This window comes from Flavobacterium aquidurense (genome assembly GCF_001404985.1).
In the GTDB taxonomy this organism is placed as follows: Bacteria; Bacteroidota; Bacteroidia; order Flavobacteriales; family Flavobacteriaceae; genus Flavobacterium; species Flavobacterium aquidurense_B.
On the sequence record NZ_JRLF01000010.1, the window covers coordinates 57,899 to 73,604 of the forward strand.

A 15,706-nucleotide genomic window follows, 5' to 3' on the forward strand; every position below is an offset into this window, starting at 1 on the left:
CGTTTAAAATGATTTGTAAAATATAATTTATTTATTGTGCGCTAATTAAGCTACAAGGAAATTAAATTCCTCGTACGAATTATTATGCTTCAGCTTCTTCTTCGCTACCAGCGAATTTGTTTTGTAAAGCTGAAATAATTCTTTGTGCTGGTGATTGCAATAATCCAATAAGTTCTCCAAGAAGTTCTTCTTTAGATTTGATAGTTGCTAATGCATCTAATTGATCATCTCCAATATAAATTTCAGAATTAATATAAGCTCCTTTTAATACAGGTTTAGCTGATTTTTTTCTGAAATCTTTAATTATTTTTCCAGGTGCATTTGCAACATCTGAAATAAATATAGCACTGTTACCTGTCAATACTGAAGGTAAATCACCATAGTCATTAGCAGAAGCTTCCATTGCTTTTGCAAGCAAAGTATTTTTTACAACCTCTAATTTAATACCTGCTTTAAAGCAAGCTCTTCTCAAGTTTGAAGTTGTTTCTGCGTTTAATCCAGAAATATCAGATACATAAATAATATTTGTACCAGCTAACTGTGCAGTTAAATCTTCAATCGCGATTGATTTTTCTTCTCTAGTCATACTAAAAATTATTAACTACCAATTATACTGCTTTAGGGTCCAATGCAATTGCAGGACTCATAGTGCTTGTAAGGTGAATACCTTTAATATAGGTACCTTTAGCAGCAGTTGGTTTAAGTTTGATTAATGTTTGAATAATTTCGTGTGCATTGTCATAAATTTGCTCAGCTCCAAAAGAAACTTTACCAATTCCTGCATGTACGATACCAGTTTTATCAACTTTAAAGTCAATTTTACCAGCTTTTACCTCTTGAACAGCTTTTGCAACATCCATAGTTACAGTACCTGTTTTAGGGTTTGGCATTAAACCTCTAGGTCCTAAAATACGACCTAATGGACCTAATTTACCCATTACAGCTGGCATAGTGATGATAACATCAACATCTGTCCAACCATCTTTAATTTTTTGTAAATAATCGTCAAGACCTACATAATCAGCCCCAGCTTCTTTAGCTTCCGCTTCTTTATCTGGAGTAACCAATGCTAATACTTTAACGTCTTTACCTGTTCCGTGAGGTAATGTAACTACACCTCTAACCATTTGATTCGCTTTTCTTGGATCTACACCCAAACGAACTGCGATATCAACAGACTCATCAAATTTTGCAGAAGCTATAACTTTAATTAATGCAGCTGCATCTTTTAAAGAGTATAGTTTGTTCTTTTCAATTTTTGAAGCAGCCTCTTTTTGCTTTTTTGTTAATTTTGCCATTTCTTTCTCTTAATTAAAAAGGAGCATCTCCTGATACAGTTATACCCATAGATCTAGCAGTTCCAGCGATCATGCTCATTGCAGATTCGATTGTGAATGCATTTAGATCTACCATTTTATCTTCAGCGATAGCTTTGATAACGTCCCAAGTAACACTAGCTACTTTTTTACGATTTGGTTCACCTGATCCAGACTTTAGCTTTGCAGCTTCCAATAATTGGACAGCAGCTGGAGGAGTCTTAACAACAAAATCAAATGATTTGTCTTTATACACAGTAATTTGTACTGGGCATATTTTGCCAGGTTTATCTTGTGTTCTAGCATTGAACTGCTTACAGAACTCCATGATATTAACCCCAGCAGCTCCTAAAGCAGGTCCAACCGGTGGCGACGGATTCGCAGCACCTCCCTTAACTTGTAGTTTAACTACCTTACTAATTTCTTTAGCCATTTTTTAAAAAATTTAACACCATAATCATTGGAAGCGATTACAGTGGTTATTATAGATGTAACAAAAATTATACTTTTTCAACTTGCATAAAACTCAATTCTAATGGAGTTTTTCTTCCGAAAATCTTCACCATAACTTCAAGTTTACGCTTTTCTTCATTGATTTTTTCAACCGTTCCGTTGAAGCCATTGAAAGGACCATCGATCACTTTAACAGTTTCTCCTAAGTTGAAAGGAATAGCACGAGTATCTGTATTTACAGCTAACTCATCTACTTTACCTAACATTCTATTTACTTCAGAAAGTCTCAAAGGAACAGGTTCTCCGCCTTTGATCTCACCTAAAAATCCAATTACACTAGTAATAGACTTAATAATATGAGGTATCTCACCAACTAAATTGGCTTCGATCATAACATATCCAGGGAAATAAACTTTATCCTTAGACATTTTCTTTCCTTCTTTTACAGTAACTACTTTTTCCGTAGGTACTAAAACTTGGGAAACATAATCACCCATACCTAATCTGGCAATCTCAGTTTCGATATAAGCTTTGACTTTATTTTCTTGTCCGCTTACAGCTCTAACTACGTACCATTTTTTCACATTATTATCTGCCATCACAAAAAAATTATCCTTTTAACCAGTTAAAAAATCCAGCCAAAGCTTTTGCAAAAAATTCGTCTACTCCCCATGTTGCCAAGGCGAATAAAACCGAAAATACAGCCACAACAATTGTCAATTTTTGAACCTCAGCCCAAGCTGGCCAAGTAACATTTGACTTTAACTCTTCGAAAGCCTCTGATAAATAATTCGTAACTTTTGTCATTTGATATATTTTTTATTGCACGGGCGGAGGGATTCGAACCCCCATCAACGGTTTTGGAGACCGCTATTCTACCCTTGAACTACGCCCGTAATTAAAGCCAGTGATATCAATTAAGAAAATCAACTGGCTTTTTATAATTTTATAGGATTATCCTACGATTTCAGTTACCTGACCTGCACCTACAGTTCTACCACCTTCACGGATAGCAAAACGTAAACCTACGCTCATTGCGATTGGGCTTAACAAAGCAACATTGATAGTCAAGTTATCTCCTGGCATTACCATCTCTACTCCTTCTGGTAAAGTAATAACTCCTGTTACGTCAGTTGTACGTACGTAGAACTGTGGACGGTAGTTATTATGGAATGGAGTATGACGTCCACCTTCTTCTTTTTTCAAGATATAAACCTCAGCTTTGAAAGTAGCGTGTGGTTTTACTGATCCTGGCTTAATGATAACCATTCCTCTTTTGATAGATTCTTTATCAATACCTCTTAACAATAAACCTACGTTATCTCCAGCTTCACCTCTATCAAGGATTTTACGGAACATCTCAACTCCTGTAATAGTAGAAGTTAATTTATCAGCTCCCATACCAATGATTTCAACTGGATCTCCTGTATTAGCAATACCTGTTTCGATACGACCTGTAGCAACAGTTCCACGACCAGTAATTGTAAATACATCTTCAACCGGCATCAAGAATGGTTTAGCTACGTCACGCACTGGCTCTTCGATCCAAGCATCAACAGCTTCCATTAATTCAATGATTTTTGGTACCCAAGCAGGATCATTATTTAATCCTCCTAAAGCAGAACCTTGAACTACAGGACCATTATCTCCATCATATTCGTAGAAAGATAATAAATCTCTAATTTCCATTTCAACAAGCTCTAACAATTCAGCATCATCAACCATATCCACTTTGTTCATGAAAACAACGATTCTTGGAATACCTACCTGACGACCTAAAAGGATGTGCTCACGAGTTTGTGGCATTGGACCATCTGTAGCAGCAACTACTAAGATAGCTCCGTCCATTTGAGCAGCACCAGTAACCATGTTCTTTACGTAATCCGCGTGACCTGGACAGTCAACGTGAGCGTAGTGACGGTTAGCTGTTTCATACTCTACGTGTGATGTATTAATAGTAATACCTCTTTCTTTCTCCTCTGGAGCGTTATCGATTTGATCAAACGATTTTGCTTGACAGTAACCAGCATCAGACAATACTTTTGTAATTGCTGCAGTTAATGTAGTTTTTCCGTGATCCACGTGTCCAATTGTACCTATGTTTAAGTGCGGTTTGGAACGATTAAAATTCTCCTTTGCCATTTTACTTAATTTTTAATCTTAGTTATATATTAATTTCAATTTCCTACTTACTTGAGCCAATGTCGGGAATTGAACCCGAGACCTCTTCCTTACCAAGGAAGCACTCTACCCCTGAGCTACACCGGCAGAATCCTTGATTTAAGAGCCTAATTCAGCATTTTGTCTTATTCATCCAAAATCCGAAAAACATAATCTAAAATTCATTTTGTGGGGAGAGCAGGATTCGAACCTGCGAAGTTCACACAGCAGATTTACAGTCTGCCCTCGTTGGCCGCTTGAGTATCTCCCCATTTTTTATCAATAATTGCATGAACAAATTTCAAATCGTATTTGAAATATTTTGAGCCGGCGGAGGGACTCGAACCCACGACCTGCTGATTACAAATCAGCTGCTCTAGCCAACTGAGCTACGCTGGCAATATCAATAAAAAAGTCCGCTATTTCTAACGGACTGCAAATGTAGCTATTTTATCTTTGAATCAAAACATTTTTTAAAAAAAATTTTCAATTATATGTGTGCTCTTATTTTTTCTTTCCTTTTTACCAATACACGTTCCAAAGATTCCGCCGAAAGTTCGACTGCCTCTTCAAATGTCTTGCATTGCTTTTTAACCAAAAATTCATCTCCAGGAACATTAATCTTAATCTCTACTGCCTTATTCTCCTTATCACTGGTTCGTTCGACTTTTAAAAAAATGTCAGCCGAAACAACTCGATCGTAATATTTTTCTAATTTATCCATTCTTTCCTGAATAAAATCCACCAACTTTCTGTCAACAGTAAAGTTAACTGCATGAACATCTACCTTCATAATACAAATTTTAGGGTTAATAAACATTTTAGAATCATTATTTATTCCTTGGATGCGCATCTCCATACACCTTTTTAAGTTCTGATAAACTATTATGAGTATAAACCTGCGTAGATGCCAAACTTGAATGTCCTAATAATTCTTTTACTGAATTTAAATCTGCTCCGTTATTTAATAAATGAGTAGCAAAAGTATGCCGAAGCACATGCGGACTCTTTTTTACCTTTTCGGAGACTTTACTAAAGTATGAATTTATTAATCGATACACAAAAGATTCACTCAATTTTAACCCTTTTGCCGAAATAAAAAAATAATCTTCATTAACTATATTTTCAACAGAAGCTCTTTCCTGCAAATACAAATTAAACTGCTCAACAATAATTGGCAAAACAGGAATTATACGTTCTTTATTTCTCTTACCCAAAACCTTAATAACATTATTAGACAAATCAACATTATACTTCATCAGATGGATCAGCTCTGCCCTACGCATTCCGGTTGTATAAAAAAGATCTACAATAAGCTTATCCCTTATTTCCTCAAACCCATCAGGACTACCAACTTCACGCATGAGATCTGTTAATTCTTTTTCAGAAAAAGGAATCTGAACAATTTTAGGTGTTTTCAAAGCTTTATGCTTCAACATTGGACTCACCTCTATTTGTTTTGTTTTTAGAAGGAATCTATAAAATGCTTTTAAAGAAGACATTTTTCGATTTACAGAAACATTCGAAATATCCTCATCAACAAGTGAAACAATCCAACTCCTAATCTGACTATAATTTACCTGTTCTATATTCTCCTGCTCAAAATGAATTTTATTGAATGTTTCAAAAAAAAGAATATCATTCAAATACGCATTGACTGTATGTGGAGAATATTTTTTCTCTAATTGAAGATAATCACGAAACGCCTCTTTATTTGACTTCATAAGAATAGATACTTTTTCATTTCACACAAACTCATGTTCCAACTCTAAAAGAATATTATTTATCTCAAAATTAAGCATAAAAAAACCGTTAGTATCAAAATTTGACAACTAACGGTAATTATTCTTGAAAAGCTAATACTAACTCTCTAAACCATCTCTCATGTTTTGGATGTAAGCAGCTTTTTGAATTTGTGCTCTTTTGATAACAGAAGGCTTAATAAAAGCAGTACGTGCTCTTAATTGACGAACAGTTCCTGTTTTATCAAATTTTCTTTTATAGCGCTTTAATGCTCTATCTATATTTTCTCCGTCTTTAATTGGTATAATTAACATAATATTGACACCTCCTCTCGTTAAGGGTGCAAAAGTATATATTTATTATGAATTATGAGTCATGAATTACGAATTATTTTTTAAAAGAAAAAAGAAGATAGAAAAAAGAGAACATACTTAAAAATATATCACTTATAACTAGACAATTAAGCAAAAAATTATTCATTATTCATTATTCATTATTCATTATTCATTATTCATTATTCATTATTCTTTATTCTTTATTCTTTATTCTTTATTCTTTTAGCAAATTTCTGGAAATAACTAATTTCTGAATCTCAGTAGTTCCTTCTCCTATAGTACATAGTTTTGAATCTCGATAAAATTTCTCTACTGGATAATCTTTTGTGTAACCATAACCTCCGTGAATTTGAACGGCTTCGTTTGCAATTTTCACACAGGCTTCTGAAGCATACATTTTTGCCATTGCTCCAAGTGTAGTCACTGGTTTATGCTGTTGTTTTAAGAAAGCAGCTTTATGAAGCAGTAATTCAGAAGCTTCGATTTCTGTTGCCATATCAGCTAATTTAAACGAAATTCCCTGAAAACTACTAATAGGCTGACCGAACTGATGTCTTTCTTTAGAGTATTTAAGAGCCGCTTCATAGGCCCCTTTTGCAATTCCTAATGACAAGGCTCCAATTGAAATACGACCTCCATCAAGTATTTTCATTGCCTGAACAAATCCCTGACCTACTTCTCCTAATCTATTTGCGTCAGGAACACGACAGCCATCAAAAACCAACTCTGCAGTTTCACTGGCACGCATTCCAAGTTTATTTTCTTTTTTTCCAGAAGTAAATCCTTTCATCCCTTTTTCAAAAACAAAAGCAGTCATCCCTTTAGAATCTCCTTTTTCTCCCGTACGCACAATCACTACAGCAATATCCCCAGAAATAGCATGCGTGATAAAATTCTTAGCTCCGTTTACAATCCATTCATCACCATCTTTTACGGCTGTTGTATTCATTCCTCCGGCATCAGACCCCGTATTGTGCTCTGTTAAACCCCATGCTCCAATATGTTCGGCCGTAGCAAGTTTAGGCAGCCATTTTTTCTTTTGTTCTTCATTTCCAAAAGTAAGAATATGATTTGTACATAAAGAATTGTGAGCCGCAACAGAAAGTCCAATTGAAGGATCTACTTTTGAAATTTCCTCAACAACTGTAATATACTCATGATACCCTAATCCTGATCCTCCAAATTCTTCAGGAACTAAAACTCCCATGAATCCCATTTCGCCTAATTTTTTAAATAGGTCAATTGGAAAAATTTGAGCTTCGTCCCATTCCATAATGTTTGGTCTGATATTTTTTTCGGCAAAATCTTTTATAGATTGGGCAATCATTGACTGCGTTTCGTTATAATCAAAGTTCATTGTTTGCTAATTTTTTAGAACTCCAAATATAAACTAATTATTTTTGCTTTATCAACAGGAAAACCTTTAATTTTTGATAAATCCTCAATATTATTAATATTTCCATTCATACTTCTGTATGTTACGATTTGTTTTGCCAATGTATATCTGAAATATGAAAACTGAGATAATTCTTTTAAAGAGGCTTCATTTATGGAGATTTTTTTTAAATCTGCCGGTATTACTACTTTAAAATGGGTATTTAATTCATTTATAACTTCGGGCGAAAGTCCCCAAATTTCATTCATTTGTTCCATAGAAACAAAACATCCTAAAATTGATTTTTGATTTAATATTCGTAAAGACAAAGCTTCACCAATGCCATATATTTTAACCAAATCTTCCTGACTTGCCTGATTAATATCTAAAACGACTATTTTTTCTTTTTTGAAGAATGGCTTTTGAATAAATTCTTTTTTATTGATTTTAAAATTTGATTTGCTCTGAATCCAATCCGGAAATTTAAAAAGTGGAGAGATCTCCATTAACAATGAATCTGAAATTTTTGTTACATCCTGAAATTCTTTTGCAGAAGCTACATATTTATTCTCTTTTCTAAAAGCTAACAAACGATCAATCTCCAAAACAGACATTCCTAATTTATACCCTTTATAATCTGAAATAAAATTAGGGTTAAAGAGGTATATTTTAGGCTTCTCCTTTGATTTTATAAGTTTCATAGTATCAATTTCTGATTGTAAAGACATCCATTTTTCTTTTTCAGGAAAAGATTTTTCAGGCAAACTAAAATCTATAAAAAAATAAATCGTCTGTAACACTATAATAATAGCAAAAAGTAAAAAAATTCCTGTACGTTGATGATGCGTAAACTTCAAATCTTTTATTAATCCTTTAAAATTCATTTTATATACAGTTTTACATTCTTAATTGAAAGCCTAAATTAAAGCAAAAAACATTAATTTAACAAGAATATTACTAAATAAAACACAAGTTGTAAAATTGCACATTTCATTATTAAAGCTTAATTAATTTAATGAATCTCAGGTTCTAAAGAATAATCACCACTGGTTTTATCATAAATTTTAATATTTTATAACTTAAAAAGAGATAATTGTTTTTATTTTTTACAAAAAACGATACATTTGGAGCTTAATAACAATAAACCAATATAATAGTATGTCAATTTGGAAAACTAAACCACTTTCGGTATTGCTTGACGAAGCATCCGAATCTGAAAAAGGCTTAAAAAGGACTCTGTCTTCACGCTCGCTTGTTGCGCTTGGAGTTGGAGCCATTATTGGAGCCGGATTATTCTCGTTAACAGGAATTGCTGCCGCAGAACATGCTGGCCCTGCAGTTACTCTTTCTTTTATTTTAGCAGCAGTTGGTTGTGCTTTCGCAGGACTTTGTTATGCAGAATTTGCTTCTATGATTCCGGTTGCGGGTAGTGCATATACATATTCTTATGCTACAATGGGAGAATTTATGGCTTGGATTATTGGTTGGGATTTAGTTTTAGAATATGCTTTAGGAGCAGCAACTGTTGGTGTAAGTTGGTCCCGCTACTTATTAGAGTTACTAAATAAATACGGAATTCACCTCCCTCATCAATTTATATGTTCGCCCTGGGAAACTCTTAAATTAAGTGACGGTACAGTTATCGAAGGCGGTATTGTAAACTTACCTGCAATCTTCATTGTATCTATGTTATCTTTATTATTGATAAGAGGAACAAAAGAATCTGCATCTTTAAATAACTTTTTAGTTGTTGTAAAAGTTGCCGTAGTTCTTGTTTTTATTGTATTAGGATGGAGTTTTATTGATCAATCAAACTATACTCCTTATATCCCGGCTAACACTGGTGTTTTTGGTGAATTTGGATGGTCAGGTATTGCTGCTGGTGCCGGAACTGTATTCTTTGCCTTTATTGGTTTTGATGCTGTATCTACAGCTGCACAAGAGGCTAAAAACCCTCAAAAAGGAATGCCAATTGGTATTTTAGGATCGCTTATTATATGTACCTTATTATATGTGTTTTTTGCTCACGTAATGACAGGTCTTGTTAATTATAAAGAATTTGCCGGTGATGCTAAACCTGCTGCAACTGCTTTTGCAAAAACAGGTTACGACTTTTTACAAACTGGTTTAATTGTAGCTATTTTAGCAGGTTATACTTCTGTAATATTAGTAATGCTTTTGGGTCAAAGCCGTGTGTTTTATACCATGAGTAAAGATGGTTTACTACCTCCATTCTTCAGTTCTATTCACTCTAAATTTCGCACTCCGTGGAAAACTAACCTTTTCTTCTTAGTATTTGTAAGTTTATTTGCTGGATTAGTTCCGGTAAGCGATTTAGGACACATGGTAAGTATAGGAACTTTATTAGCCTTTGTACTTGTTTGTATTGGTGTAATGGTTATGCGTAAGAGAATGCCAGATGCTCCAAGATCTTTTAGAACGCCTTTAGTACCATTTGTACCTATTGCTGGTATCGTAATTTGCTTGGCTTTAATGTATTCTTTACCTAACGAAAGCTGGATTAGACTTATAGTCTGGATGGCATTAGGTATAGCAATTTACTTTCTTTATGGAAAGAAAAACAGTAAACTGAATAATCCGGGGAAATAATTTTCTAAACAGATATAAAAAAGGATCATAGAGTAAATAAACTTTATGATCCTTTTTTTTATGTTCTAAATTGATTTATAAATCGAAAACTGATGTTCGTTTTGCACGAATTAAATCTTTTAGCCTAATCCAAAAAGCGAGAGTTAAATAAACTCCAAACCCCAAACCTGCTGTAACGAACGAAATGTAAATAAAAAACAATCTTACACTAGTTACCCTCATACCCAACTTATCGGCTAATCTGGAAGAAACATGAAAACCGTATTTTTCGAAAAAGAATTTGAGTTTTAAAATAGCTGACATAATTGATTTTATATTTTATCCTTCGCATTCGCTCAGGATTATATTATTTTCTAAGAAAAACAAAAGTACAAAATTATCTCATTGACTCATTTTCTAATTCTCTAATTCCTATTACTCTTCAGCAATTCCATACCAAGCGCACATTTTAAACATGCTTTATGATTGCAGTATTCATTTTTAAGTTCTAATAGTGTTTGGGTTTCAAAAGCATTTTTTGAAGAAATTCCGAAGGATTTAAACTTATCTATAATTGCATTTTTCTCAGGCGTAACTTCATTCATAAATGTTATTAATTCTTCGGTAATAGATTCACCCCTTGTATTTGAGTACGCAAACTTAATAGGAATTATTGTATTTATAATGATCAAATCCAAGAAAGATTTTGATAAAGATTTTGGCTTTTTTATGCTCTCTTTGTCAAACTGATAATGATTTTTCCAATATATACTAGCGCTAACACTCAATAAATCATAAACACTTTTAACCGATTTAAGTACTATTATTCTTGAAAATAAATTTTGATGTTTCTGATATAAATTCGCCAGTTGAGACAGCCTAATCGTTGGAAAATTATCCGGACGATGCTTAAAAAATTGCACTGAATCTACATGATGCTTTTTTAACTGGTATTTATTTAAAAGGTAATAATACCTAATTTTCAAATCTGTAAAATAGACATCTTCTTTTTCTTCATCAAGTAAACCTGAGGTACCTAAAAATAAGGCTTCGAGATTTTCAATTTCAAAACTTTCTTTTCTAATAACCGGAAATGGTATTGATTTTGCAATTTGCAAAAAGGCATTACTATTGGTATTTAAACCAAAATTTTTTGCAAGTAATAAAAATAAAACAGCTTCCCAATCTTGATTTGTTTCTTCTAATAGATCATAAATAAATTTTGATTTTCGTTCCAGTCTGTCAAAAAACAATCTTTCCTGCCAATTTTTAAATATAAAATCATCAATTTGCCCAATACTTTTCTCGCAAAATATCCAGGATTTAGAGGTTACCAAAGAATTATAATTTGACAGAATTTCTGAAGAAACATAATTCTTTAATACCAAAACAGGAATTCTTCTGTTGTTTTTACCAAATATTTCTGTGTCATGTTCCCAAACCACATGTAAAATCACATTTTCATAAGCTACATCATTTTCATGGCCATGAACATACCAATCAGATGATTTAAGATGAATTTCAACATTTCCAGCCCATTTTTGATTTTCAATTTTTATTTGGGCATTAAAAAAATCAGGTCCTGCAAGTTCTAAATAATCTCCAGTCTTAATGATTGTAATCTGCTCTTCTTGAGTAGTTCTTAAATTTAGTGTGTCAAACTTCTTGAATCTCCAGAGATAATGAAGAAAATCTTCTTTCATTTTTTTGGCTTTTAATATTATTATAAAAACCCTAAATTTACTTATAAAAATAATACTAATCTTACAAATTGTTTTTTATTATCTCAACATAAATAATTTAGCACATGCGCGTGCATCAGATAATGCTTCGTGGTGATTCAACTGAATTTTCATTTCCCGACAACAATCACTTAATTTAGTTGGTTTAAACCCTTTAGCTTTATATATCTTAACGGTACATTCCCACTTTTCGGCTATATTTAAATCTTCATAATTCAACCCATAAAGTGCCATAGATTTAGTTAAAACATTTCGATCAAAACTTTCGTTATGTGCAACAACTACTCTGTTTTTTAATCTTTTTTCAATTTCAGGATAAACTTGTACAAATGATTTTGCATTTACAGTATCCTTTGGATAAATTCCATGAACACGAATAGTAAATGGATTATATATATTATTTGGAGGTTTAATCAAAGTAACATATTCATCTATAATTATTCCGTTCTCTACAGTAACGATTCCAACCGAGCATGGATGGTGTCCTGTTGCAGTTTCAAAATCTATTGCAGTAAAATTCATTTTCGAATATATTAAGCTAAAAAATCCATAAACCTAATCACTAAAATTAGATTTATGGATTTTGTAAAATTATTAAAAGCTATCTTATTTTATTGATCCAATGATATCATATTTCGTAATAATATGATGATTACCATTTCCAAGATCAACTAATACAGCATCGTTTTCTTTAGTAAATAATTTAGAAACTTCTTCAATTGGAGTTCCCATTTTTACAATTGGGAAAGGTTTACCCATTACTTCTTTAATTGGTTTTTCGGCTACGTTCTTATCCGCAACATAACTTCTAAACAAATCTGTCTCATCTACGGAACCAACAAATCCGTTGATGTCTACAACAGGGATTTGTGAAATTTTGTATTTACGCATACGCTCAATTGCGTGCGACACTAATTCTTCTGTACGAACAACAATTAATTCTTTATCGATATGATCTTTAATAACATCTTCGGCCTTTGTAATATTTTCTTCTAGGAAACCACGTTCGCGCATCCAGTCATCATTAAACATTTTACCAACATAGCGACTTCCAGAATCATGAAATAATACAACAACAACATCCTCTGGTTTAAAATGCTCTTTTAGTTGCAGCAAACCTTTTATACAAGCACCGGCAGAATTCCCAACAAAAATAGCTTCTTCGAGAGCAATTTTTCTGGTATAAACAGCTGCATCTTTATCTGTTACTTTTGTGAATCCGTCGATTAAAGAAAAATCAACATTTTTAGGTAAGATATCTTCTCCAATTCCTTCTGTGATATAGGAGTAAATTTCGTTTTCATCAAAAATTCCAGTTTCATGGTATTTTTTAAAAACAGATCCGTAAGTATCGATTCCCCAAATCTTAATATTTGGATTTTTTTCTTTCAAGTATTTTCCAACTCCGGAAATAGTTCCACCAGTTCCTACTCCAACCACAAAATGAGTAATTTTACCATCAGTTTGTTTCCAGATTTCCGGTCCGGTTTGTTCATAATGTGCCAAAGAATTTGACATATTATCGTACTGATTTACATACCATGAATTCGGTGTTTCTTCGGCCAAGCGTTTTGAAACCGAATAATACGAACGCGGATCTGTTGGTTCAACATCAGTAGGACAAACTACAACTTTAGCTCCTACAGCACGCAAAATATCCATTTTTTCTTTGGACTGTTTATCTGATATTACACAGATTAATTTATACCCTTTAATGATAGCTACAAGCGCTAATCCCATTCCGGTATTTCCAGAAGTTCCTTCAATAATAGTCCCTCCGGGTTTTAATCGGCCATCTGCCTCCGCATCTTCAATCATCTTTACGGCCATTCTGTCTTTTACAGAATTTCCAGGATTAAAAGTTTCGACTTTTGCCAATACTAACGCATCAATTTCAGCAACAATTTTGTTGAGTTTTACCAATGGTGTATTACCAATTGTTTCTAAAATGTTATTTGAAAAGTCCATTTCTATCTAATTTAATATTTGGTTTTTAATATAATGAAGGCCTGTTTTATTGGAAGAAGTTCCAAACTAAACCAAATCGGATAACAAAATCACGATAAGGATTGTTAGGCGCTGAATAATAATCGCTTTTAGAAAAAAGTGCATTTATATGTTCTGCTTTAAAATAAAATCGGGTTTGGCGAATTCTTGCATTCACAAAAAGATCAAATAATGGATAACCACCAATTTCTTTGTTTTTTTGAACAAAAAATTCTCCTACAACCGGATTGTAGTCATTTCCGTAATATTTTGTAAAATAATTAAAAACAACTCCGGTTTGCATAAACAATGCTTTCTTAAAAAAATGACCTGAGTAATAAAATGTATTTCTGGTTACAAAATCCGGTACATTTAAGATCAAATCTGACTGATCTACTTTTTGATACAATAATGTATTATCTAATGCAAAACGACCAAATTTAAATTCACGACTAGCTTTTATTTCTAAGTAATTTATGGCATTTCCGTACTGCGCAGGATTTATAATTTGCGTATTGGCAGCAATTTGTGCCGGTGATGAAACATCAGCAAAATACAAATGATCTTTTAGTACCGTATATTGAACTTCTCCATTTAACCAAGGTGTATTAACGCTGGCACTAAGAGAATTGATCTTTTCGTTTTTAAAATTATTAGACCAGTTATATTCTACATAGCTACTTTGATATAAATTGTAGTTATTATTAGGTAATTTATTAATGTTACGATATCTAAAATCAAATTGAATTTTCTCGTTCCAGTCATATTTTAATTTAGCATCTAAATTAGATAATGACTGATTTGTAATTGATCTTGAATATAAAAAACGTCCATTCCATTTGTTTTTCTGATATTCGTATTGTCCTCCTACATTATTAATCTGAAGAAATAGATTATCCGGAATAATCGTTTTTCCACTATCTTTTACTATAATTCTTCCATATTCATAATTAGATCTGTAATCATCTACAAAAAAATTGAATTTCCCTAAAAGAGAATTTTCATAAGCAACTCCTGCCTTATTATATAATCGTTCATAATGGGTCTGATCATTTATACCATTTGTAACATATGATTCACCAAAACGTTGTACAGGGGTTGTACCAACAGTAGAAAGTACTGTTGCCTGATTGTATTCGAAAAATTTATTCTCGTAATTAAATTGATGAGTTACATATAAATTATTATTACCATCAGTTGGATTTATTCTAAAAGCATGATCAAAAAACAAACGTTTTCCCTTTAAAAATGACTTTGCATCTGTAAGATATACTTGTAATCTTTGACGATTTTTATAATCTTTATTATCACTTTCAAAATCCGAAGGTGTTGTTATTCCGCCATTTTCTTCATTAGAAATATCCTGATAGGTATAATGTGCATTTATAGCATATCTTCTATCTGTGGTCGCATAACTTGTTGTAAACCTGAAATTTCCCGCACTAACCAGTTGATTTATATAATCTCCCTCTGAACGCAAACCTTTGTAAGCAATAGAAAAATTAAGATTTTTAGACGTATTTAATGTAATAAATGAATCTACATTTTGACCTTTGTTTATTGTTGTATTAAAGAATAATTCTGTTAATGGAGTTGCTACAGAATAATAATTGATTTGATCAGCCTCTAAATAATTAAAGTGTTTACCACCAAAACCAATTTCAGGATATGGAGAAAAATTAGTCCGACTGTATTGCAAAGTATTAAAGGTCTGCCCTATATTTGAAAAAGGCAAAAGTCCAAAATCATCTTTTCGAAGGTGGTTTTGTTTGTATGCACTTTTTAATGTTAACGAAGTATCTACATATGTCGTATCATGTTCCAGAGTAATAATCTGATATTGATCTATTGTTGCAATTTTATCTTTTTTCTTTTTTACAGTATCTGTTATACTTGAATATTTAGTATTCATATCCAAACTATTTTTAGATGTAGTTTTTTCCTGAGAAAACAATAAAGTTGGTACAACTAATAGATATAGAAAAAAGAATATTCTCATTTGATGGC

The 15,706-nt window shown here is 32.5% G+C and carries 17 protein-coding genes and 4 tRNA genes; 1 reads left to right on the forward strand and 20 read right to left on the reverse strand.

The features are described from left to right. Positions 1–82: 82 nt before the first annotated feature. From rplJ to RC62_RS08810, 15 genes are all read right to left on the reverse strand, one after another. Positions 83–586 (reverse strand): 50S ribosomal protein L10, encoded by a 504-nt coding sequence (rplJ, locus tag RC62_RS08740; RefSeq protein WP_026985794.1) that lies wholly within the window; start codon positions 584–586, stop codon positions 83–85. Between the two features lie 22 nt (positions 587–608). Continuing rightward, on the reverse strand, positions 609–1,298 hold the full coding sequence (gene rplA, locus RC62_RS08745) for a 50S ribosomal protein L1 (protein WP_055094620.1): 690 nt from the start codon (positions 1,296–1,298) through the stop codon (positions 609–611). 13 nt (positions 1,299–1,311) lie between these two features. Next, positions 1,312–1,749 (reverse strand): 50S ribosomal protein L11, encoded by a 438-nt coding sequence (gene rplK / locus RC62_RS08750; protein WP_007807442.1) that lies wholly within the window; start codon positions 1,747–1,749, stop codon positions 1,312–1,314. A 67-nt stretch (positions 1,750–1,816) separates the two neighbouring features. After that, complete coding sequence (nusG, locus tag RC62_RS08755; protein ID WP_029273444.1) at positions 1,817–2,368, reverse strand: transcription termination/antitermination protein NusG; 552 nt, start codon at positions 2,366–2,368, stop codon at positions 1,817–1,819. Between the two features lie 10 nt (positions 2,369–2,378). Further along, positions 2,379–2,576, reverse strand: coding sequence for a preprotein translocase subunit SecE (gene secE, locus RC62_RS08760; RefSeq protein ID WP_041517377.1), 198 nt, complete (start codon positions 2,574–2,576; stop codon positions 2,379–2,381). A gap of 18 nt (positions 2,577–2,594) precedes the next feature. Further along, a tRNA-Trp gene (locus tag RC62_RS08765) sits at positions 2,595–2,665 on the reverse strand. A gap of 58 nt (positions 2,666–2,723) precedes the next feature. Continuing rightward, the gene (tuf, locus tag RC62_RS08770; RefSeq protein ID WP_031456758.1) at positions 2,724–3,911 is read right to left on the reverse strand and encodes an elongation factor Tu; all 1,188 of its coding nucleotides are present in this window, start codon (positions 3,909–3,911) and stop codon (positions 2,724–2,726) included. A 54-nt stretch (positions 3,912–3,965) separates the two neighbouring features. Beyond that, positions 3,966–4,037, reverse strand: a tRNA-Thr gene (locus RC62_RS08775). Between the two features lie 82 nt (positions 4,038–4,119). After that, a tRNA-Tyr gene (locus tag RC62_RS08780) sits at positions 4,120–4,200 on the reverse strand. A 54-nt stretch (positions 4,201–4,254) separates the two neighbouring features. Further along, positions 4,255–4,328, reverse strand: a tRNA-Thr gene (locus RC62_RS08785). A 91-nt stretch (positions 4,329–4,419) separates the two neighbouring features. Beyond that, the gene (hpf, locus tag RC62_RS08790; protein ID WP_055095163.1) at positions 4,420–4,722 is read right to left on the reverse strand and encodes a ribosome hibernation-promoting factor, HPF/YfiA family; all 303 of its coding nucleotides are present in this window, start codon (positions 4,720–4,722) and stop codon (positions 4,420–4,422) included. Positions 4,723–4,759: 37 nt separating this feature from the next. Next, the gene (locus tag RC62_RS08795) at positions 4,760–5,653 is read right to left on the reverse strand and encodes a tyrosine-type recombinase/integrase (RefSeq protein ID WP_055094622.1); all 894 of its coding nucleotides are present in this window, start codon (positions 5,651–5,653) and stop codon (positions 4,760–4,762) included. A gap of 138 nt (positions 5,654–5,791) precedes the next feature. Next, positions 5,792–5,986, reverse strand: coding sequence for a 30S ribosomal protein S21 (gene rpsU / locus RC62_RS08800; RefSeq protein ID WP_026985791.1), 195 nt, complete (start codon positions 5,984–5,986; stop codon positions 5,792–5,794). Between the two features lie 235 nt (positions 5,987–6,221). After that, complete coding sequence (locus RC62_RS08805; protein WP_055094624.1) at positions 6,222–7,364, reverse strand: acyl-CoA dehydrogenase family protein; 1,143 nt, start codon at positions 7,362–7,364, stop codon at positions 6,222–6,224. 14 nt (positions 7,365–7,378) lie between these two features. After that, on the reverse strand, positions 7,379–8,266 hold the full coding sequence (locus tag RC62_RS08810; protein ID WP_055094626.1) for a ComEA family DNA-binding protein: 888 nt from the start codon (positions 8,264–8,266) through the stop codon (positions 7,379–7,381). Positions 8,267–8,540: 274 nt separating this feature from the next. Between RC62_RS08810 and RC62_RS08815 the strand changes: the two genes are divergently transcribed. Beyond that, on the forward strand, positions 8,541–9,992 hold the full coding sequence (locus tag RC62_RS08815; protein ID WP_055094628.1) for an amino acid permease: 1,452 nt from the start codon (positions 8,541–8,543) through the stop codon (positions 9,990–9,992). Between the two features lie 75 nt (positions 9,993–10,067). Here the strand turns inward: RC62_RS08815 and RC62_RS22740 are convergent, their stop codons facing one another. From RC62_RS22740 to RC62_RS08835, 5 genes are all read right to left on the reverse strand, one after another. Next, positions 10,068–10,295 (reverse strand): PspC family transcriptional regulator, encoded by a 228-nt coding sequence (locus RC62_RS22740; protein ID WP_007810860.1) that lies wholly within the window; start codon positions 10,293–10,295, stop codon positions 10,068–10,070. Between the two features lie 101 nt (positions 10,296–10,396). Further along, a complete protein-coding gene (locus RC62_RS08820; protein ID WP_055094630.1) occupies positions 10,397–11,674 on the reverse strand; it encodes a DUF2851 family protein in 1,278 nt (425 codons plus the stop codon). Between the two features lie 78 nt (positions 11,675–11,752). Then, positions 11,753–12,235, reverse strand: a complete 483-nt coding sequence (locus RC62_RS08825; RefSeq protein ID WP_055094632.1) for a 3'-5' exonuclease — start codon at positions 12,233–12,235, stop codon at positions 11,753–11,755. Between the two features lie 84 nt (positions 12,236–12,319). Then, on the reverse strand, positions 12,320–13,681 hold the full coding sequence (locus RC62_RS08830; RefSeq protein ID WP_055094634.1) for a pyridoxal-phosphate dependent enzyme: 1,362 nt from the start codon (positions 13,679–13,681) through the stop codon (positions 12,320–12,322). 46 nt (positions 13,682–13,727) lie between these two features. Beyond that, complete coding sequence (locus RC62_RS08835; RefSeq protein WP_055094636.1) at positions 13,728–15,698, reverse strand: putative porin; 1,971 nt, start codon at positions 15,696–15,698, stop codon at positions 13,728–13,730. Positions 15,699–15,706: the final 8 nt, after the last annotated feature.